Origin of the sequence: Pseudomonas sp. SK3(2021) (assembly GCF_016772375.1) — a bacterium.
GTDB lineage: Bacteria > Pseudomonadota > Gammaproteobacteria > Pseudomonadales > Pseudomonadaceae > Aquipseudomonas > Aquipseudomonas chlororaphis_I.
The window spans coordinates 2,387,426-2,406,869 of the sequence record NZ_CP061943.1 but is presented as its reverse complement, the minus strand read 5'-3'; the positions used below and the strand labels follow the sequence as shown (position 1 = coordinate 2,406,869).

Sequence of the window (19,444 nt, the reverse complement as noted above, 5' to 3'; positions counted from 1 at the left end):
TTGAATTTTAAGCGGTTGCGAAATTTCCTACAGTAAAATACTGTACGCACATACAGCTTAATAAGGAATGTTCCGTGCCTGCCGCAGCAACTACCCCACCAAGCTCTTATGAACGCCTCGGTTTGCGCGTTCAGAAAATCATCAATTCGCCCAACGCGCAAAAAGCCAAGGCCGCCCTGATCTTCCGCCAGCCCGACGAAGCGATCGACGAGTGGGAGCGCCTGCTCGAAGAAATCGCCGAAAACGACAACGTCACCCTCGCCTATCGCGATGACGGCGGTGTGCAGATTTTCTGGGTCGTGCCGAAGGAAGACTGAGTCGATGATTGTCCGCTGTTTTGCTGTACTGCTGTTTTGCGTTGCCCTGAATGCCCACGCCGATGCGCCCCGCACCTTCAACGAAGCGAAGAAAATCGCCTGGAAGCTGTATGCCCCGCAATCCACCGAGTTCTACTGCGGCTGCAAGTACAACGGCAATCGGGTCAACCTCGCCGCCTGCGGTTACGTACCACGCAAGAATGCCAATCGCGCCGCACGCATCGAATGGGAACACATAGTTCCCGCCTGGCAGATCGGCCATCAGCGCCAATGCTGGCAACAAGGCGGGCGCAAGAACTGCACCCGCCACGACCCGATGTATCAACGCGCCGAAGCCGACCTGCACAACCTGGTGCCGAGCATCGGCGAGGTCAACGGCGACCGTAACAACTTCAGTTTCGGTTGGCTGCCGGCGCGGTCCGGCCAGTACGGTTCGTGCCTGACCCAGGTCGACTTCAAGGCCAAGAAGGTCATGCCGCGCCCGTCCATTCGCGGCATGATCGCCCGGACCTACTTCTATATGAGCAAACAGTACGGCCTGCGCCTGTCGAAACAGGATCGCCAATTGTACGAAGCCTGGAACAAGACCTATCCGGTACAACCCTGGGAGCGCCAGCGCAATCAGAGCGTGGCCTGTGTGATGGGGCGCGGCAACGAGTTCGTCGGTCCGGTGAACCTGAATGCCTGCGGCTGATCCCCGTTCAGCTTGCCGATAAACGCCTGGGGCATGGACAGCCCCTTCAAGATGGCTGAGGCCGACAAGGCCGGTCGCTCAACGCCGCAGCGACGACCTGGCCCGGCACTCAAAAGAACGGCTTACTGCGCGACGCGGTGCTCGATCACTTGCGGTTCGATATTGCGTTTCTTGGCCTTGGTCAGCTTCTCGACCAGCTCGGCTTTCTTGGCTTCGGCTTCGGCCTGGGAATCGAACGGACCGATCAGCACCCGATCCTTGCCATCTTCGACGACGACATAGGAAATGATCCCGTGCTCGATCAACCAGCCAGCCAGATCGCTCGTCGCCTGAGGCAGGGTGCCGGCGACCAGCACATCCCATTGCGGCGTCGCGGCGGCCTGCGACGGCTGTGCCTGGACAACCGGCGCCACCTTCTTGTCGACCTCGACTTGCTTGCCCTCACCGCATCCCGCCAATGCCAGGACCGCCATCATCATCGCTACTGTGCGCACAACCTACCCCTTGAAAGTCTGAGGCGGCGATTTTAGCACCCCAGCCCCCTGCACAAACGCCACAAAATCAGCGCAAAACAAGGAGAATGATATTTATCGCCTCTGTATAGTTGCACCTCGGGAATTAATACAGCGTCTGCGCGTCAGAAAGAGGCACCCACACAGTGGAACTTCGCAGTAATCTATACCCACTACTACCGACATCTGCACTACCTGAATCAGGTGCCCTACTAAACAATCAAGGAGAAGATCATGCTGATACTCACCCGCAAAGTCGGTGAAAGCATAAATATCGGTGACGACATCACGATCACCATTTTGGGCGTTAGCGGCCAGCAAGTCCGTATTGGCATCAATGCCCCGAAAGACGTCGCAGTCCATCGCGAAGAAATCTACCAACGGATCCAAGCAGGCCTCACTGCCCCGGACAAACGCGAAACACCTTGAGCGTCATGAGCGGCCAGCCCTTTGTCTTATCACAATGGCTGGCGCAGCGTCGTCGTTGATTGATTCCCCCGCAGCACACTCCCCTCTTCAAATGGCAGCGGCGCCGTTCAGGCCGCCAGCACCAGCCTTGGCAAAGCGCACTACCCAAACCCTCCACTGATAGCGCTCCATCCCGGCAATCTGTCGATACGACTCGGCCGGGAGAAAGCCCCCTCGTTTTTGTATAAATACTCAGTAGCGTGGCAACGAGCAGGAGGAGTAATTTCAAGAGCTACTGCCTCCGCGAGCCTGCCGAGGCTCCCCCCTTGCCATCGGCAGACGCTTTACGAACAAGGAGCGGTCATATGCAAGAGTTCGCTTACCTTCTGATCACCAACGACCTGAATGCGATGCGGACCATTGCCGCCTGCTCGACGGAGGGGCTCTACGAAGTCAAACGCGGAATATTTACCTTCCGTTCCCAAGCCAACGTCGACTACCTGCACCGCGCGCTGGCTATCGTCAGCGATGAGTTCGGCATCATTCCCGTGCAACAGGCCGAGTTCAAAACCAACCGGGCCACCATCAGCAAGGCTTTCAGCCAACTCTGTTAGAGAGCGCAGTGCTCGATGACGCGCAACCGCCCGTATCGAGCCCGAGGACGCTTGACTCGTTACCCTTCCTCGACTCATGACTGGCCGAGCATGACCCCACGCGCCATGCCACTGGCCGCTACCACCATCAGCACAATCAGCAGCGCCTGCAGGTGGCTGATGCGTGCAAACAGTGTGGCGCGGCCGGTATCGATTGAGGCGCCACGCCCCAGGGCGATTCGCCATTTGATCAGCACCACCATCGGCAATATTTCGAGCAACAGGATGATGATGAACAAGGTCATCTTGATGTGAAACAGCGGCTGATGCAGGTAGTAATCCGTACCTTTCTCGTAGCCGGCGAAGGCGCGCAACAAGCCGGTGATCAACAACACCGCAGCGGCCAGCCCCCAGCCGTTGTCGGCCAACAGAGCCCGGCGCACATCCGCCCCCTCGGTGACCACGCGACGCAACGCCGTACCACGATTGAGCACCGCCGCAAACGCGGCAGCAAAGGCCAACAGGTGTACAGCGGCGAGAAACCAGTGCATGAGCATCGCTCCATTCTCCATTGACGGATGACAAAAAACGGCCTGTGAGTATTAGCCCATAACCCGCAGCTTTGCCTTGCCCGGCGCACAACAAAAAAGGCGCCCGTCATCGAGGCGCCTTTGTACTGCTTCTACCATCGCTCACGCCCGACGCTGAACCGCCACCTTGGCCCAAAGGGTAAAGGCGACATCCGGAGTCCAGCCGGCATTCGAGGTGTGCTCCTGGAAGCACAGATACAGATTGCCTTGATAAGTCACACCATCATCTTTGCGATAGTGATGATTCAGCTGCCATTCCGGATATTGCGGGTCAGATACCCCGCCTGCGGTCTTGATGTTCAGGTTGGTGCTCGGCAATGACTGATGCCCCTGGGCGTCCGTGGCGCTGACAAAGTAGCTGTACAGCGTATCGGTTTTCAGACCTTCATCCTTCAGGGTCAGCGAGGCCGTCTGAGCCACCGGCTTGCCATCGCGGAACAGGGTGTAGAACTCGATCGGACGAACACCGTGGGCAGCACTCCAGCTCAAGGTCACGCTGTTCTCTGTCTGTGCCGGAGAAAACAGGTTGCCCGGCGCCGAAGGTCGCTCCTCGCCGCTGCCACCATGGATCAGCGGCGCATAACGATCACGGAACTCCCAGTTGTAACGGACACCGTACTTGTTGAGGCCGTCATCCCAGTTGACCGACCAGGTCATCAGGCCCTTGATCGGCAAGCCAGCACGATCCAGGCGCTTGAAGGCATTGCTCACCGCCGCAGGGTCAATGACATACCCGGTCGCCGCCGCGTCGACGTTGGCCGGCAGACCGATCACGAACTTGTCGGCAGGGATGGCGATATAGCCACGCGTACCCGTGACCAGGCTCTCGGTCAGATAAAACAGAAAATCCTCCTTCAGCGCATCGTTGTTCTGGGCAATCCAGGCACCCTGCCCGCCATTGGCTTCCTGGACCCACAGACCGTCGCCGCCCTGGTTGTAGTACTGCGGCGCGATGAAATCGTAGTAGCCATCCAGCGCCTGGATATAATCGACATACTTGCCTCCCGTGACGAGGTAGGGAAACTCCGGCGCCATGCTGATGATGAAGTGCTTGCCCTCGCCGGCGTAGTGATCCTTCACCAGCTTGAGCGCCGCCGGCAGCACAGTCTTGTTGTCGGCAAAATCGATGGCGCTCTGCTCGAGGTCGATGTCCAGCCCATCGAAACCATAGGTTTCCACCAGACGGATGATTTCGTTGGCCAGCGCTTGCTCGTTGCCCTTGTGCAACTCGATGTGAGCGTCCGCACCGCCAAGGGAAATCAACACCGCCCGCCCCTGACTGTTGAGCACGCCAACCTGACGCCGGAACTCCTCATCCGACAGGTTGTAGGGCTTGAAGGTAGGAATACCGTTGCCCTTCATGAAGGCCACCGCCACCACGTTGTATTCCTTGGGTACATCCACCAGGTCGAGGTTGGCGAACTGCCCCTGCTGGTAGCCGTCACTGGGACCTGCCGGCCAGTTGTGCCAGAAGCCCATGAGAATCTTCTTGCCCGCGATCGACGGCATCAACGATGCCGAATCATTCGCCTGAGTCTTTACCGATGCAAAGTTGATCTTGTTCACGTTCTAATCCTTCAGAACCCTTTAAAGAGAATGACAACTTCTGCTGTTATTTGAAGTCGACGTCGAATGCCTGATAGAACGCATTGCCGGTGTTGGCGACAATCCACGCCAGCACAATCACGTGATGGCCTTTCTTGTTCCTGGGCAGGGTCACTTGATGTTCGACCTTGGCTTTCATTTCATCGCCGTGCTGGTCATACGGAACTTGTGTGTAGAAGTCCTTGAAGAAAGCCTGCGGCTCCAATTGCGCACGGCTGATACGCTGTTTCGGATCCCAGCCATCTTTGGTGATGAACCAGCTGTAACCGCGGGTCACATGAGGAGCGGTGTACTCCCAGTTGACCTGGAACACCTGTCCCGGATCGACGTTGAGCAACGGCCAGGAGAACGAACGCCCGAGCTTCTTCGACATTTCTTCATTGGTGAAGTTGAGGCAATCACGCTCGTCGGTCTTGCCGCCGCTGAGGATATGCCCATCAGCCGGTGGCACAACGCTGGCGACGTCGCTCTCATATGGTTTCTGGAAAGGTCCGCCCACCAGGGCCGGGAAGTTTTTACCGCCTTCCATCTCATTGACCTGCCAGGTGCCGAGCAGCCCCAACTCGACGGCGACAGCGCCACGACTGGAGGGGGACACGACACGTCCGTGTTTCGGTTGAACTAATGGCTTATTCATGATTCCTCACTCCATTGATTAAATAAAACTCCTTCTTGAGGAGAACTTTCAAGCTAGTTCAAGTCGGTGTTTTGTCTACCGATTCCCGCATACAGAATGCCGGGCAAATTGTCGCACCTCAACAAAGTCGGGACATCAGCGAATAATTACAGCGCAAACCTACAGGAAGAAAGGCAAATAACTTACACAAGCAAATAAAACAAATATTCAACTAATCTCTTGTTAGCCAATATTCAGGATAAACAATGGAGGTCTCCAAGAAACCATAAACCCGGCAAGGGCCGGGTTCATGATCTGTTTACTGATGATGTTCAGAAAGAAATTACAGGCAAGTTGCCAACGCTGCCAGTCTACGCTTGGCAACCCAGTCGTCCTGGGTCGCATAATAATTGACGGTGGTACCCGAAGCCTGCCCCCGTATATCGGCGAAAGACTCCGCCGAACGGGTATAGACCGTGTACCCACCCACCTTGGCAGACTCCAGGTAGGCTGACGCATCCACCCCGAACACAGCTTCGTCCTGCCAGGCAAATTGCACACACTGCGCCACGACCTGCTCCGCCTTGGCCGACGAGAGCACCTTATAGGGGCTCTTCGAACGCGCCTCATTCATCGCCGAACCGGCACACCCCGCCAGCAACGCCGCGACCATTACCGCCATCAACACCCGCATCATGCTACCTCGCCGTGAAAACGCGACTGTATCACTCACACGACAAGCAATTGGCACTCCGCTGCGAGAAAACCGCTCGAAGGCCATTCGCTCACTGGCCGGAAAAACAAAAGCCCGCACAAGGCGGGCTTCTTCATGAATCGATAACACCTCGGTCAAAGGCGGCGTAAAAACGAATTCACAATACTCTTGGTGGCGGCCGTTGCATCCAGCTCTCTGGCAGCCCCATAGGCATGCCAGACGATGGCTGCTATTTCATTCAGGGGGCGGGCATCCTCGGCATTGGCCACGGCAACCTCGAACACGTGATGCCGTACATTGCCGGCGTCGAACTCCAGGATGTAAAGAGGCTCACTGGCATCCAGCCCTGTCTCTTCACGCAACTCACGTATCGCGGCGGCAGCGAGAGTCTCCCCAGGCTCGACCTTGCCGCCCGGTAAAGACCATTTTGAGCGATCCTTGCGAACAAAAAGAATGTGCCCTCCGTGCGCACAAATAACCGTCGCTCGACTCCTCATACCTGCCCCCTACCCGATCACACCCTGCCTGCATCGCACAGGGAACGTGCATACAGACCGAAAACAGACTTAAAAGTGTCACGAAAATGTCATGAAATGCATAAGCATTAAGGATGCCAAAAAGACAATGGCACAGCCCGGAGAGAGGACGCATGTCGTTGAGTCAAAAAACAGCAAAGCCCATCCATGCAAACAGAGATTTACCTCAAATAAAAACTGCATGCATCTCTACAGGCATCAGTGCACTTCGGATTGTGGATCAGGAGAAGTATCGGGATTCTTTCCATGACAACAAATGCCCAATCCACATGACCTGCCTGTAATTGCCGCCGAGATCAAGATGTATATTCAAATATCTGCCACCGAAGGCCACATAGATACAGCTATTTATATAACCAACTTTATCGACACCTTGGTGGATCAATACAAAATAGCTTTTCTCGAAGTTGGCCCTACATCCCTGGCTCAGTCATGCAATACCACGCGAATACTGAGATACACATCACCACCTTCAGCAAAGAGGAAGGATCTACGCAACGTTGTGGGCGATTGCATGCACAGCAGAAATTCCCACAGGAATATATCCAGGCCCTGATGGGCATGCCGACGAGAAGATGCCGAAACACTATCAGGAGGGGCGCACCGAAAAAGAGATCGTGTACCTGGAGGTGGGTGCCGATTCGACCTTTTGAGTGGGGGGTTTGCAAAGGTTTTGAAAACCGCAGACAACAAAAAAGGGCCCACCTTTCGGTGGGCCCTTCCAGACCGCCCAGCAGAGCGGATTTTGTTTGGTAGGCGCGATTGGACTCGAACCAACGACCCCCACCATGTCAAGGTGGTGCTCTAACCAACTGAGCTACGTGCCTGCTGTGAGGCGGCATTCTACGGAATTCCGGAGGGGTGTCAACACCTTTTTTGCAGCTAACCCTCTGAATATGCGAATTTTTATTTTTTGAGCCTGCCAAGAAGATTTTTCGATGGCTGGCGGGCGTTTTTCAACTCGGGTAGGATCGACGCAATCGTCAAGAATATTAAACAGAGGTTGCAGGATGGCGAACACTCCTTACCCACAGTCGTATTACGCGGCATCAGCCAATGCCGCCCCAGCCCGCCCGCTGCTGCAAGATGACGTGGAAACCGATGTCTGTGTGATCGGTGCCGGCTACACCGGCCTGTCCAGCGCCCTGTTCCTGCTTGAGAACGGTTTTAAAGTCACCGTCCTGGAAGCGGCCAGGGTTGGCTTCGGCGCTTCTGGGCGTAACGGTGGGCAGATCGTCAATAGCTATAGCCGCGATATTGATGTGATTGAACGCAGTGTCGGCCCCAAGCAGGCTCAATTGCTTGGCCAGATGGCCTTCGAAGGCGGCAGGATCATTCGTGAGCGGGTCGCCAAGTATCAAATCCAGTGCGACTTGAAGGATGGTGGAGTGTTCGCCGCCATCACCAGCAAGCAGATGGGCCACCTGGAGTCGCAGAAGCGCCTGTGGGAGCGCTACGGCCACACCCAGCTGGAATTGCTGGATCAACGCCGCATTCGCGAAGTCGTCGCCTGTGACCTGTATCAGGGCGGCATGCTCGACATGAGTGGCGGGCACATCCATCCACTTAACCTGGCACTGGGCGAAGCGACAGCCGTGGAATCCCTGGGTGGCGCTATCTACGAACAATCCCCTGCGGTGCGTATCGAACGCGGCGCCAATCCAGTGATACACACCCCACAAGGCAAAGTCAGGGCCAAGTTCGTCATAGTCGCGGGCAACGCCTACCTGGGCAACCTGGTGCCGGAACTGGCCGCCAAATCGATGCCATGCGGCACCCAGGTCATCACCACCGAACCGCTGGGTGATGAACTGGCAAAAAGCCTTCTCCCTCAGGATTACTGCGTCGAGGATTGCAACTACCTGCTGGATTACTACCGTCTTTCTGCCGACAAGCGCCTTATCTTCGGCGGTGGCGTGGTGTACGGCGCTCGCGACCCGGCAAATATCGAAGCCATCATCCGACCGAAGATGCTCAAGGCTTTCCCGCAACTCAAGGATGTGAAGATCGACTACGCCTGGACCGGCAACTTCCTGCTGACCCTGTCGCGCCTGCCGCAAGTCGGACGCCTGGGCGACAACATCTATTACTCCCAGGGCTGCAGCGGCCATGGCGTCACCTACACCCATCTGGCGGGCAAGGTACTGGCAGAGGCCCTGCGCGGCCAGGCAGAGCGTTTTGACGCCTTTGCCGAGCTGCCGCACTACCCCTTCCCTGGCGGCCAGTTGTTGCGTACCCCATTCACCGCGCTGGGCGCCTGGTATTACAGCCTGCGGGACAAGCTGGGGTTCTGATAGCCCTGCCCCTCTCCAAATAAAAAACCGCCCATAAGGCGGTTTTTTTGAGCTCTGTAGAGGAGAGATATCGACTGCCTGAACGGCACAGAAAAGGTGGATTCCGAAAACAAAAAACCCCGGTCTCTCGACCAGGGTCTTTGCTATCGATCCGAAGAGCCTGCGGCTTCTTCGGCACCTGAGGGCGTTCAGTGTTCCCTCAAGTAGATATGGCGCAGCGGACGGGACTCGAACCCGCGACCCCCGGCGTGACAGGCCGGTATTCTAACCGACTGAACTACCGCTGCGTATCGCTTGGACTTGCGTCCATGTAAACCGTTTAAATCGTCTGACTGGAAAGCTTCGAAGCCTTTCAATCTCAGAACAGGAATTCCTGATCTGGAAAATATGGCGCAGCGGACGGGACTCGAACCCGCGACCCCCGGCGTGACAGGCCGGTATTCTAACCGACTGAACTACCGCTGCGCGTCGGTTGGACGCTTCCATGGAAGCCTCCGCCTTTCTTTCGAAAGACACTCAAGAAGTGGTGGGTGATGACGGGATCGAACCGCCGACCCTCTGCTTGTAAGGCAGATGCTCTCCCGGCTGAGCTAATCACCCTTTGCTTCGTTGAGGCCGAGAAATTTACGCAGATAGCGATGCTAAGTCAATACCCTGCTTGAAGTTTTTCTGAAAAAGACAAAATCACGACAACGCCCGCAGAAGGGATCAACAATACCGGCGACCTCAAGCCGCGTCCGCCGCGCCCTTCACACGCCATCAATCGCGATAAATCATTTTCTTGCTCATGCCGCCGTCGACCACGAACTCCTGGCCAGTGACAAAACCAGAGTTCTTCGACAACAGCCACGCCACCATCGCCGCCACATCTTCGACCGTGCCTACCCTGCCCGCCGGATGCTGGGCATGATCGGCATCGCTCAGGGGCTCGGCCCGACGCGCCGCCGGATCCCGGGCATCGATCCAGCCGGGGCTGACCGCATTGACCCGAATCTCCGGTCCCAGGCTCATGGCCAGCGCATGTGTCAAGGCCAGCAGACCGCCCTTGCTCGCCGCATAGGCTTCAGTGTCGGGTTCCGATTGCCGGGCACGGGTAGATGCCAGGTTGACGATGGCTCCGCCGTGGGCGCGCAGATACGGCGCACAGTGCTTGGCCAGGAGCATCGGACCGCTGAGGTTCACCGCCAGCACCCGATTCCAGTAAGCCAGGTCGAGGCTTTCCAGGGTGATGTTGCGCGGATCGGCGACCGCTGCGTTACACACCAGCGCATCGAGGCGCCCGAACTGCCCCAACACTTCGGCGACACCCAGAGCGACCTGCGCTTCATCCGCTACATCCATGCCGATGAACCAGGCGCTGTCACCCAAGACCTTGGCCACCTGGGAGCCGCGCACGCGGTCCAGATCGGTCAACACCACCTGCCAGCCCTCGCTGATCAGCCAGGCGGCAATGCCCAGGCCGATACCGCGTGCCGCGCCAGTCACCAACGCGACGCGGCCGTTGGCAATGCTCTGCTGTTCGGACAACTCGATCACAAGGCTGCCAAGCCGCGCGCCAGGTCGGCTTGCAGGTCCACCACATCCTCAAGGCCGACAGCGATACGAATCAGGCTGTCACGAATGCCCGCCGCCTCACGCTCTTGCGGCGCCAGACGGCCGTGAGAAGTGGTACTCGGGTGAGTGATGGTGGTCTTGCTATCACCCAGGTTGGCGGTAATGGAGATCAGGCGAGTGGCGTCGATAAAACGCCAGGCCCCTTCCTTGCCACCCTTGACCTCGAAGCTCACCACCGCACCGAAACCACGCTGCTGACGCTTTGCCAGCTCGTATTGCGGATGGCTTGGCAGACCGGCGTAGTGCACCTTCTCGATGCCGTCCTGCTGCTCCAGCCATTCGGCCAGGGCCTGGGCATTGGCACAATGGGCGCGCATACGCAGGTTGAGGGTCTCGAGCCCCTTGAGGAAAATCCAGGCATTGAACGGACTCAGGGTCGGCCCCGCGGTACGCAGGAAACCCACCACTTCTTTCATCTGTTCGCTGCGACCAGCCACCACACCGCCCATGCAACGACCCTGGCCGTCGATGAACTTGGTCGCCGAGTGCACCACCACGTCCGCGCCCAGCTTCAGCGGCTGCTGCAATGCCGGGGTGCAGAAACAGTTGTCGACCACCAGCATCGCGCCCTTGGCGTGAGCCACCTCGGACAGCGCAGCGATATCCACCAGCTCGGCGAGCGGGTTGGACGGCGATTCAACGAACAGCAACTTGGTATTGGCCTTGATTGCCGCATCCCAGCCGGACAAGTCCGCCAGGGGCACGTAATCGACCTCGATACCGAAGCGTTTGAAATACTTTTCGAACAGGCTGATGGTCGAACCAAACACACTGCGCGAAACCAATACATGATCGCCCGCGCTGCACAAACTCATGACCACCGAGAGAATGGCCGCCATGCCAGTGGCCGTGGCCACGGCCTGCTCGGCGCCCTCCAGGGCGGCAATGCGCTCTTCAAACGCTCGCACGGTCGGGTTGGTGTAGCGGGAATAGACATTGCCCGGCACCTCGCCAGCGAACCGCGCGGCCGCATCGGCGGCCGTACGGAACACGTAGCTGGAGGTGAAGAACATCGGATCACCGTGTTCCCCTTCCGGGGTACGGTGTTGGCCGGCGCGCACGGCCAGGGTATCGAAAGCTACGCCATCAAGGTCGCTGTCCAGCCGACCGGCATCCCAATCCTGACTCATGCCGCCTACTCCTTATGTCTTTAGTGCTCTAAATCAGTTGTTGTACAGATCGATGATCGCACTGACCGCCTGGGTCTTGGCCTTGGAGGCATCGTTACGTGCGTTTTCGATCTTGTTCAGGTAGGCCTCGTCGACGTCGCCGGTGACATACTTGCCATCGAACACCGCGCAGTCGAAGCTCTCGATCTTGATCTTGCCGCCACCGACCGCTTCGATCAGATCAGGCAGATCCTGATAGATCAGCCAGTCGGCGCCGATCAGATCAGCCACATCCTGAGTCGAACGATTGTGTGCAATCAGCTCATGCGCGCTCGGCATGTCGATGCCGTATACGTTCGGGAAGCGCACGGCAGGCGCCGCGGAGCAGAAGTAGACGTTCTTCGCACCGGCTTCACGGGCCATCTGGATGATCTGCTTGCAGGTGGTGCCACGAACGATCGAGTCATCCACCAGCATCACGTTCTTGCCGCGGAACTCCAGCTCGATGGCATTGAGTTTCTGGCGCACGGATTTTTTCCGCGCAGCCTGGCCCGGCATGATGAAGGTCCGGCCGATGTAGCGGTTCTTCACGAAGCCTTCGCGGAACTTGACGCCCAGGTGGTTCGCCAGCTCCAGCGCCGCGGTGCGGCTGGTATCCGGAATCGGGATGACCACGTCGATATCGTGATCCGGACGCTCGCGCAGGATCTTCTCGGCCAGCTTCTCACCCATGCGCAGGCGTGCCTTGTATACCGACACGCCGTCGATAATCGAGTCCGGACGCGCCAGGTAGACGTGTTCGAAGATGCACGGAGTCAATTTCGGATTGGTCGCGCACTGGCGGGTATGCAGCTTGCCGTCTTCGGTGATGTAGACCGCTTCGCCCGGAGCCAGGTCGCGGATCAAGGTGAAGCCCAGCACATCCAGGGACACGCTTTCGGAGGCGATCATGTACTCGACGCCTTCGTCGGTGTGACGCTGACCGAAAACGATCGGGCGAATACCGTGAGGGTCACGGAAGCCAACGATGCCATAACCGGTGACCATGGCCACTACCGCATAACCGCCAACACAACGGTTGTGCACGTCGGTCACGGCGGCGAATACGTCTTCTTCGGTCGGTTGCAGCTTGCCGCGCTGGGCCAGCTCGTGAGCGAAGACGTTGAGCAGGACTTCCGAATCGGAATTGGTGTTGACGTGACGCAAGTCAGATTCGTAGATCTCCTTGGCCAGCTGTTCAACATTGGTCAGGTTACCGTTATGCGCCAAAGTAATGCCGTAAGGCGAGTTGACGTAAAACGGTTGAGCTTCGGCCGAAGTCGAGCTGCCAGCGGTCGGATAACGCACATGGCCGATACCCATGTGACCAACCAGGCGCTGCATGTGCCGTTGATGGAAAACGTCACGGACCAGACCGTTGTCCTTGCGCAGGAATAACCGGCCATCATGGCTGGTCACGATACCGGCAGCGTCCTGGCCGCGGTGCTGGAGGACGGTTAGCGCGTCATACAGCGCCTGATTGACGTTCGACTTACCGACGATACCGACGATGCCACACATGCGACGCAACCCCTACTTAATGAAACTGAACTGAACACATCTTACTGAGGCGTTTTGGCCGGTAAGAGTTGTTCCTTGAACGGTATTTCAGCGGGTACGCTGATACCGCTGGCCAGCCACTGACTGCTCCACCCCAATATGAGGTTTTTTGACCAGTCTGCAACCAATAGAAATTGTGGCACCAGTCGCGACTGCTGCCACCAGGAATCCTGTTGTACCGGCCCCAGGCTCAACAGCCCGACTGCCACGACCACCAGCAACGCGCCACGCGCCGCGCCGAAGGCCATGCCGAGGAATCGATCGGTCCCGGATAGCCCGGTGACGCGAACCAATTCGCCGATAAGATAATTGATCATTGCGCCCACGATTAAAGTGGCGACAAACATGATGGCACAGCCCGCGATCACGCGAGCCGAGGGCGTCTCGATATATCCGCTGAGGTATTCGGACAGAGAGCCACCAAACATCCAGGCAACGACTCCTGCGACGATCCAGGTAAGCAGCGACAGCGCTTCTTTGACGAAGCCGCGGCTCAAACTGATCAAAGCGGAGATGGCGATGATTGCAACGATCGCCCAGTCAACCCAGGTAAATGGCACAGTGCAGCCTACAGACGGATAAGGCGGCGCATTTTAACAGAGCGCATGGCCGTCGGTAAGCTGCGATTCACTGTGCTTTGCAAATCAAGGCGATAGCCTTTAACCGCGTTCAGGCTGGAAGCGCACGACAAAACCCTTGAGGTTCTGCTGGCGACTCAGCAAATCGCGCAGGCGGTCTGCCTCGGCCCGCTCGATCAACGGACCGACGAATACCCGGTTCTTGCCGTCGGCGGAACGGATATAGGCGTTGTAACCCTGGCTGCGCAAGGTTTTCTGCAGGTTTTCAGCGCTTTCCCGACTGGACAGGCTGGCCAGCTGCACCGACCAGCTGACCGACAGGCCATTCGCATCGACACGACTTGGGGTCGCATCGGGCTTGGCTGGCGCTGCGGCAATCGGCTGGGCCGGAGCCGGCTTGGGCGCGGGTGCAGGCGGCGGAGCCACTGGCTTGCTCGCAGCGACTGGCGCCGGAGTCGGGGCTGGAGCCGAAGCAACCGGGGCACTTGGAGCAATCGGCATCGAAGGCGCGGCCTGCTGGGCCACCTCTTCATCGGTGGGTACCGGCTCTTGTGGCAACGCCTGTGGCTCGGGCACCGCCACAGGCTCGACCTGAATCTGGGTTACCGCGGGGGCCTGAGGTGCTGCCGGCGCCTCGACATTGACATGCCGCTGCTCATCTTCGCGGGAAAACAGCATCGGCAGGAAAATCACCGCCAACGCCACCAGAACCAGGGCCCCAACCATTCGCTGCTTGTAGACGTTATCCAGCATAGCCATGTGCAGCTTCCTCCGTGGAGCGCCGAGCGAGCCACTCGAGCGCCTCGGCAACACAATAAAAAGATCCGAACAGCAGAATCTCGTCTTCGGCCGTAGCCTGCGCACATTGCCCTTCCAAGGCAGCGGCGACACTCTCATAAGACGTTACCGAAGCCCCAAGGTTCTCCAGTGCCGCCTGCAAGTCCGCAACGGGACGCGCGCGGGCAGAATCCAGCGGCGCCACCGCCCAATGCTCGACACAGGCATCCAGACGGGCAACCACACCCTCCAGATCCTTGTCCGCCAACAGGCCGAATACCGCCAGGCGCTTGCCCGCCACGGGGCGGCGCATCAGGCGCTCGGCCAGATATTCCGCGGCATGAGGGTTATGCCCGACATCCAGCAACAGGTTCAGGCGCTTGCCCTGCCATTCGAACTGACGGCGATCCAGGCGCCCGACCACTCGCGTCTGCCGCAAGGCTTCGGCGATGCGTTCGGCCTGCCAAGGCAGCCCCAGCAGCAAATAGGCCTGCAAGGCCAGCGCAGCGTTCTCCATGGGCAGATCGAGCAACGGCAGGTCGTGCAACTCGACCACATTGCCCTGCGCATCGAGGCCGCGCCACTGCCAGTTCGCCTCGGTAATCCCCAGGTCGAAATCACGACCGCGCAGGAAGAACGGGCAGCTCAACTCACGCGCCTTGTCCAGCAAGGGCTGGGGAGGATTCAGGTCACCGCAGAGCGCAGGCGCGCCCTGGCGGAAAATGCCGGCCTTCTCGAAGGCGACGGATTCACGGGTGTCGCCCAGGTAATCGGCATGATCGACGCCGATACTGGTGACCAGCGCCAGATCGGCATCCACCAGGTTGACCGCATCCAGGCGCCCGCCCAGGCCGACCTCCAGCACCACCGCGTCGAGACCGGCACGCTGGAACAGCCAGAAGGCCGCCAAAGTACCCATCTCGAAATAAGTCAGGGAAATTTCACCACGCCCGGCTTCGACCGCGACAAAGGCCTCGCACAACTCGGCATCGCTGGCTTCGACGCCATCGATCTGCACGCGCTCGTTGTAGCGCAACAGATGGGGAGAATTGTAGACACCGACCTTCAGCCCCTGGGCTCGCAGCAAGGATGCCACGAACGCACAGGTAGAACCCTTGCCGTTGGTACCGGTCACCGTGACGACCCGAGGTGCCAACCTGCCCAATCCCATGCGGGATGCTACTTCTTGCGAGCGCTCCAGCCCCATGTCGATGGCTGACGGATGCAACTGCTCAAGGTAGGCAAGCCAGTCGCCAAGGGTACGTTCGGTCATATGTTTGCAGGCACCGGAGGCACCACGATCGCCTCGACAGGCGCGGCCACGAACTCAGGCGTCGGCAGGCCCATCAGCTGAGCCAGCAGGTTACCCAGGCGCGGACGCAGCTCCTGGCGCGGGATGATCATGTCGATGGCGCCATGCTCCAGCAGGAACTCGCTGCGCTGGAAACCTTCCGGCAGCTTTTCACGCACAGTCTGCTCGATCACACGAGGACCGGCGAAACCGACCAGGGCCTTGGGTTCGGCGACAATCACGTCACCCAGCATCGCCAGGCTGGCGGAAACGCCACCGTAGACCGGGTCGGTCAACACGGAAATGAATGGCAGCCCTTCTTCACGCAGGCGCGCCAGCACCGCGGAGGTCTTGGCCATTTGCATCAGGGAGATCAGCGCTTCCTGCATCCGCGCGCCGCCGGAAGCGGAGAAGCAGACCATCGGGCAACGCTTTTCCAGCGCGTAGTTGGCGGCACGCACAAAACGCTCGCCGACAATGGCGCCCATGGATCCCCCCATGAAGGAGAACTCGAACGCCGATACCACTACCGGCATGCCCAGCAGGGTACCGCTCATGGAAATCAGCGCGTCCTTTTCACCGGTCTGCTTCTGGGCCGCGGTCAGGCGATCCTTGTACTTCTTGCCGTCGCGGAACTTCAGACGGTCTACCGGCTCCAGGTCGGCGCCCAGTTCGGCACGGCCTTCAGCATCGAGGAAAATGTCGATACGGGCGCGAGCGCCGATGCGCATGTGATGGTTGCACTTGGGGCAAACGTCCAGGGTCTTTTCCAGCTCCGGACGATACAGCACCGCCTCGCAGGATGGGCACTTGTGCCACAGACCTTCAGGCACCGAGCTTTTCTTCACCTCGGAACGCATGATCGAAGGGATCAGTTTGTCTACTAACCAGTTGCTCATGCTTTCTTTCTCCAGTACCGGCGGCCCGAACGCTCTGGTTCGCGGCCCCGCGTATGCCCTTGAGCTAAATTCATGTGTGCGGCGATGATCTGTTCGCTACCGCGGTCAGCGCGAGCTTGACCTGCCTGTACCGAACGGCTCCTCAGCCATCCCGGCAACCCCCGGATAGAGCGGTTGCCACTTCGATTTCGGCCCGCCCAGCGACGGTGCCGGCCTGTTTTGTACAGTGGTGTTATGGACGGCGGCGGACTGCCAGCCGTCACATCGACTAACAACTGCCGCGAACGGCTTGCATAAATGCGCGAATCTTTGCGTGATCCTTGATGCCCTTGCTCTGCTCCACCCCACCGCTGACATCCACCGCGTACGGGCGAACCTGCGCTATCGCCTGGCCGACATTCTCGGCAGTCAAGCCACCGGCCAGGATGATCGGCTTGCTCAAGCCTTGCGGTACCAGTGACCAGTCGAAGGCTTCGCCGGTTCCACCGGGCACGCCCTCGACATAGGTATCGAGCAGGATGCCGCTGGCCCGCGCATACGCCGCGCAACTGCCGGCAATATCGTCGCCAGCCTTGACTCGCAGCGCCTTGATGTAAGGCCGGTGATAGCCCTCGCAGTCCGCCGGCGTTTCATCGCCATGAAACTGCAACAGGTCCAGTGGCACCGCATCGAGGATCTCGCCCAGCTCGCAGCGGCTGGCATTGACGAACAGGCCCACGGTGGTCACGAACGGCGGCAGCGCGGCAATGATTGCCCGCGCCTGCTGGACACTTACCGCCCGCGGGCTCTTGGCGTAGAACACCAGCCCGATGGCATCGGCCCCGGCCTCGACTGCCGCCAACGCATCCTCAATGCGGGTAATCCCACAAATTTTGCTGCGAACGGCCGACATGTCGTTTAAACCTCAGGGCAAATCCGGGGAAAGTCCCGGATGGTAGCAAATGCTTTTCCGGGCGTCAGCCGTCAAGTTCCGAGAAACCGGTGAGGAAATGTGGCCCGATGTATCGCTCGGGCAACTCGAACTCATCGTGGTACTCGACCTGCACCAGATACAACCCGAAAGGATGCGCCGTCACCCCGCCCGTGCGGCGAATCCGGCTCTCCAGCACTTCCCTGGCCCACTCGACCGGACGCTCGCCCGCGCCGATAGTCATCAGCACCCCGGCGATATTGCGCACCATGTGATGCAGGAACGCGCTGGCGCGGATATCCAGGACAATCATCTTGCCGTGGCGAGTGACCCGCAGATGATGGATTTCCTTGATCGGTGACTTGGCCTGGCATTGCCCGGCGCGGAACGCACTGAAATCGTGGGTGCCCACCAGATGCTGGGCGGCTTCGGCCATCCGCTCGACATCCAGCGGGCGATGATTCCAGGTGATCTCCTCGTTCAAGTGCGCCGGACGGATCTGGTCGTTGTAGATCACGTAGCGGTAGCGGCGGGCAATCGCCTTGAACCGCGCATGAAAATGCGCCGGCATGACCTTGGCCCAGCTCACACTGATGTCGTGGGGCAGGTTGATATTGGCCCCCATCACCCATGCCTTCATCGAACGTTCGGCCTGGGTATCGAAGTGCACCACCTGCCCGCAGGCATGCACACCGGCGTCGGTACGCCCGGCGCAAGACAGCAGCACCGGCGAATCCGCCACCCGGGACAGCGCCTTCTCGAGGGTTTCCTGGACACTCGGGACCCCGGAAGCCTGGCGCTGCCAGCCGCGATAACGCGAGCCCTTGTATTCGACACCCAACGCGATTCTGAAAAAGCCTGCGGCCGCCATTTCGGCGGCCGCGTTATCTATATTTGCCAAGAACTTACAGCCTGCTGATATGCGCAAAGGCGGCCATTATAAGGCGCGCGCAGGCAGACGCCATGCACGGCCCGCTTTTAGTTGAAGTTTGCCGGTTATGCGCCGGCGAGCGTAAACAGGATTGCGTGAAAACCAGGACCAACGCTATATAGATAAATATATAGCGATAAGCATAAATCCACTCGACCGGGACCTCTGACCAATGACCGCCATCAACAAGGAGGCCGTAGGCCTCGCCTACAGCCTGCAAGGCATGCTCCACGCCAAGCACAAGACCTGGGAGGCCATCACGCAGATAGCCGCGCGCATCCAGCCAGGCATGCTCGAATCCCAGGCTCGCGCATTGGGGCTGGAGGTGCTTGCAGAGCTGGGCATGGACAGGATCTGGCACCCGGCGCTGGTGCGTTTTGGCATAAACACCCTGAAGACCTTCAAGCAACGCTCCGAAGGCGATCCGATACTGGGTGACAACGACATCTTCTTTATCGACCTGGGAGTGGTCTGGGACCGTCACGAAGGCGATTGCGGCGCAACCTTCGTCACCGGCAACGATCCGGAGATGCAAGCCTGCGCCGCGGCAGCCCAAACCCTGTTCGAACGGGTCCGCGATCATTGGAGCGAGCACAAGGTGGCCGGCCCCGCCCTGTATCGCTATGCCGAAGAACAGGCGAACGCCATGGGCTGGGTGCTGAACCTGGAGATCAAGGGGCACCGGGTCAGCGACTTCCCCCATGCCATTTATCGAGCGGGCGACCTGGGCAACTTCGAGGCGTGCCCCAATGTCGGCCTGTGGATCCTGGAAATCCAGATCGCCCACCCTACCCGGCCGTTCGGCGCCTTCTACGAAGACCTGCTGGCCTGACAGCACGAGCGCTGATCAGCCCGG

Annotated in this window: 21 protein-coding genes and 4 tRNA genes; 6 read left to right on the top strand and 19 right to left on the bottom strand. The window is 59.0% G+C overall.

Going from position 1 to position 19,444, the window contains the following annotated elements; genetic code table 11:
- Positions 1-74: 74 nt before the first annotated feature.
- Together IF690_RS10990 and IF690_RS10985 are read left to right on the top strand one after the other, a co-directional pair.
- Positions 75-317 carry a DUF1654 domain-containing protein gene (locus IF690_RS10990; RefSeq protein ID WP_075118956.1) on the top strand — a complete coding sequence of 81 codons (243 nt, stop codon included), beginning with the start codon at positions 75-77 and terminating at the stop codon, positions 315-317.
- A 4-nt stretch (positions 318-321) separates the two neighbouring features.
- Positions 322-1,011, top strand: coding sequence for an endonuclease (locus tag IF690_RS10985; protein WP_202700051.1), 690 nt, complete (start codon positions 322-324; stop codon positions 1,009-1,011).
- A 122-nt stretch (positions 1,012-1,133) separates the two neighbouring features.
- Here IF690_RS10985 and IF690_RS10980 read toward each other — a convergent pair whose 3' ends face one another.
- Positions 1,134-1,490 carry an SPOR domain-containing protein gene (locus IF690_RS10980; RefSeq protein ID WP_202701382.1) on the bottom strand — a complete coding sequence of 119 codons (357 nt, stop codon included), beginning with the start codon at positions 1,488-1,490 and terminating at the stop codon, positions 1,134-1,136.
- A gap of 267 nt (positions 1,491-1,757) precedes the next feature.
- On the opposite strand from IF690_RS10980, the gene csrA reads away from it, so the two are divergent.
- Both csrA and IF690_RS10970 read left to right on the top strand, forming a co-directional pair.
- Complete coding sequence (gene csrA, locus IF690_RS10975) at positions 1,758-1,952, top strand: carbon storage regulator CsrA (RefSeq protein ID WP_007920550.1); 195 nt, start codon at positions 1,758-1,760, stop codon at positions 1,950-1,952.
- Positions 1,953-2,296: 344 nt separating this feature from the next.
- Positions 2,297-2,545, top strand: coding sequence for a hypothetical protein (locus tag IF690_RS10970; protein WP_009048117.1), 249 nt, complete (start codon positions 2,297-2,299; stop codon positions 2,543-2,545).
- 74 nt (positions 2,546-2,619) lie between these two features.
- Here the strand turns inward: IF690_RS10970 and IF690_RS10965 are convergent, their stop codons facing one another.
- The 6 genes from IF690_RS10965 to IF690_RS10940 form a co-directional block, all read right to left on the bottom strand.
- A complete protein-coding gene (locus IF690_RS10965) occupies positions 2,620-3,081 on the bottom strand; it encodes a DUF2214 family protein (RefSeq protein ID WP_202700050.1) in 462 nt (153 codons plus the stop codon).
- A 135-nt stretch (positions 3,082-3,216) separates the two neighbouring features.
- On the bottom strand, positions 3,217-4,680 hold the full coding sequence (locus tag IF690_RS10960; protein WP_202700049.1) for a glycosyl hydrolase family 18 protein: 1,464 nt from the start codon (positions 4,678-4,680) through the stop codon (positions 3,217-3,219).
- A 46-nt stretch (positions 4,681-4,726) separates the two neighbouring features.
- Positions 4,727-5,356: a lytic polysaccharide monooxygenase auxiliary activity family 9 protein gene (locus IF690_RS10955; RefSeq protein WP_202700048.1), complete on the bottom strand. Its 630-nt coding sequence runs from the start codon at positions 5,354-5,356 to the stop codon at positions 4,727-4,729.
- A gap of 322 nt (positions 5,357-5,678) precedes the next feature.
- Positions 5,679-6,029 (bottom strand): hypothetical protein, encoded by a 351-nt coding sequence (locus tag IF690_RS10950; protein ID WP_202701380.1) that lies wholly within the window; start codon positions 6,027-6,029, stop codon positions 5,679-5,681.
- Between the two features lie 155 nt (positions 6,030-6,184).
- Entirely contained in the window at positions 6,185-6,547 is a 363-nt protein-coding gene (locus tag IF690_RS10945; RefSeq protein WP_202700047.1) for an NUDIX hydrolase, read from the bottom strand.
- A gap of 789 nt (positions 6,548-7,336) precedes the next feature.
- A tRNA-Val gene (locus IF690_RS10940) sits at positions 7,337-7,413 on the bottom strand.
- A gap of 183 nt (positions 7,414-7,596) precedes the next feature.
- Between IF690_RS10940 and IF690_RS10935 the strand changes: the two genes are divergently transcribed.
- Positions 7,597-8,880, top strand: a complete 1,284-nt coding sequence (locus IF690_RS10935) for an NAD(P)/FAD-dependent oxidoreductase (protein WP_202700046.1) — start codon at positions 7,597-7,599, stop codon at positions 8,878-8,880.
- Between the two features lie 210 nt (positions 8,881-9,090).
- Here the strand turns inward: IF690_RS10935 and IF690_RS10930 are convergent.
- From IF690_RS10930 to truA, 12 genes are all read right to left on the bottom strand, one after another.
- Positions 9,091-9,167: transfer RNA gene (locus IF690_RS10930), tRNA-Asp, on the bottom strand.
- Between the two features lie 101 nt (positions 9,168-9,268).
- Positions 9,269-9,345, bottom strand: a tRNA-Asp gene (locus tag IF690_RS10925).
- Between the two features lie 59 nt (positions 9,346-9,404).
- Positions 9,405-9,480, bottom strand: a tRNA-Val gene (locus IF690_RS10920).
- 159 nt (positions 9,481-9,639) lie between these two features.
- Complete coding sequence (locus IF690_RS10915; protein WP_219733791.1) at positions 9,640-10,407, bottom strand: SDR family oxidoreductase; 768 nt, start codon at positions 10,405-10,407, stop codon at positions 9,640-9,642.
- Positions 10,408-10,412: 5 nt separating this feature from the next.
- Positions 10,413-11,624: an O-succinylhomoserine sulfhydrylase gene (locus tag IF690_RS10910; protein WP_009048109.1), complete on the bottom strand. Its 1,212-nt coding sequence runs from the start codon at positions 11,622-11,624 to the stop codon at positions 10,413-10,415.
- Between the two features lie 33 nt (positions 11,625-11,657).
- Complete coding sequence (gene purF, locus IF690_RS10905; RefSeq protein ID WP_009048108.1) at positions 11,658-13,163, bottom strand: amidophosphoribosyltransferase; 1,506 nt, start codon at positions 13,161-13,163, stop codon at positions 11,658-11,660.
- Between the two features lie 41 nt (positions 13,164-13,204).
- Positions 13,205-13,762 (bottom strand): CvpA family protein, encoded by a 558-nt coding sequence (locus tag IF690_RS10900; RefSeq protein WP_007921975.1) that lies wholly within the window; start codon positions 13,760-13,762, stop codon positions 13,205-13,207.
- A gap of 99 nt (positions 13,763-13,861) precedes the next feature.
- Positions 13,862-14,539 (bottom strand): SPOR domain-containing protein, encoded by a 678-nt coding sequence (locus tag IF690_RS10895; protein ID WP_202700045.1) that lies wholly within the window; start codon positions 14,537-14,539, stop codon positions 13,862-13,864.
- Complete coding sequence (folC, locus tag IF690_RS10890) at positions 14,523-15,830, bottom strand: bifunctional tetrahydrofolate synthase/dihydrofolate synthase (protein ID WP_202700044.1); 1,308 nt, start codon at positions 15,828-15,830, stop codon at positions 14,523-14,525. Before folC ends, IF690_RS10895 begins: the two co-directional genes overlap by 17 nt.
- Entirely contained in the window at positions 15,827-16,747 is a 921-nt protein-coding gene (gene accD / locus IF690_RS10885) for an acetyl-CoA carboxylase, carboxyltransferase subunit beta (protein WP_007921980.1), read from the bottom strand. Before accD ends, folC begins: the two co-directional genes overlap by 4 nt.
- A gap of 268 nt (positions 16,748-17,015) precedes the next feature.
- Complete coding sequence (locus IF690_RS10880) at positions 17,016-17,639, bottom strand: phosphoribosylanthranilate isomerase (RefSeq protein ID WP_016704909.1); 624 nt, start codon at positions 17,637-17,639, stop codon at positions 17,016-17,018.
- 64 nt (positions 17,640-17,703) lie between these two features.
- The gene (gene truA, locus IF690_RS10875) at positions 17,704-18,528 is read right to left on the bottom strand and encodes a tRNA pseudouridine(38-40) synthase TruA (protein ID WP_016704910.1); all 825 of its coding nucleotides are present in this window, start codon (positions 18,526-18,528) and stop codon (positions 17,704-17,706) included.
- 232 nt (positions 18,529-18,760) lie between these two features.
- Between truA and IF690_RS10870 the strand changes: the two genes are divergently transcribed.
- Entirely contained in the window at positions 18,761-19,420 is a 660-nt protein-coding gene (locus IF690_RS10870) for a M24 family metallopeptidase (RefSeq protein ID WP_202700043.1), read from the top strand.
- The last annotated feature ends 24 nt before the right edge of the window (positions 19,421-19,444 follow it).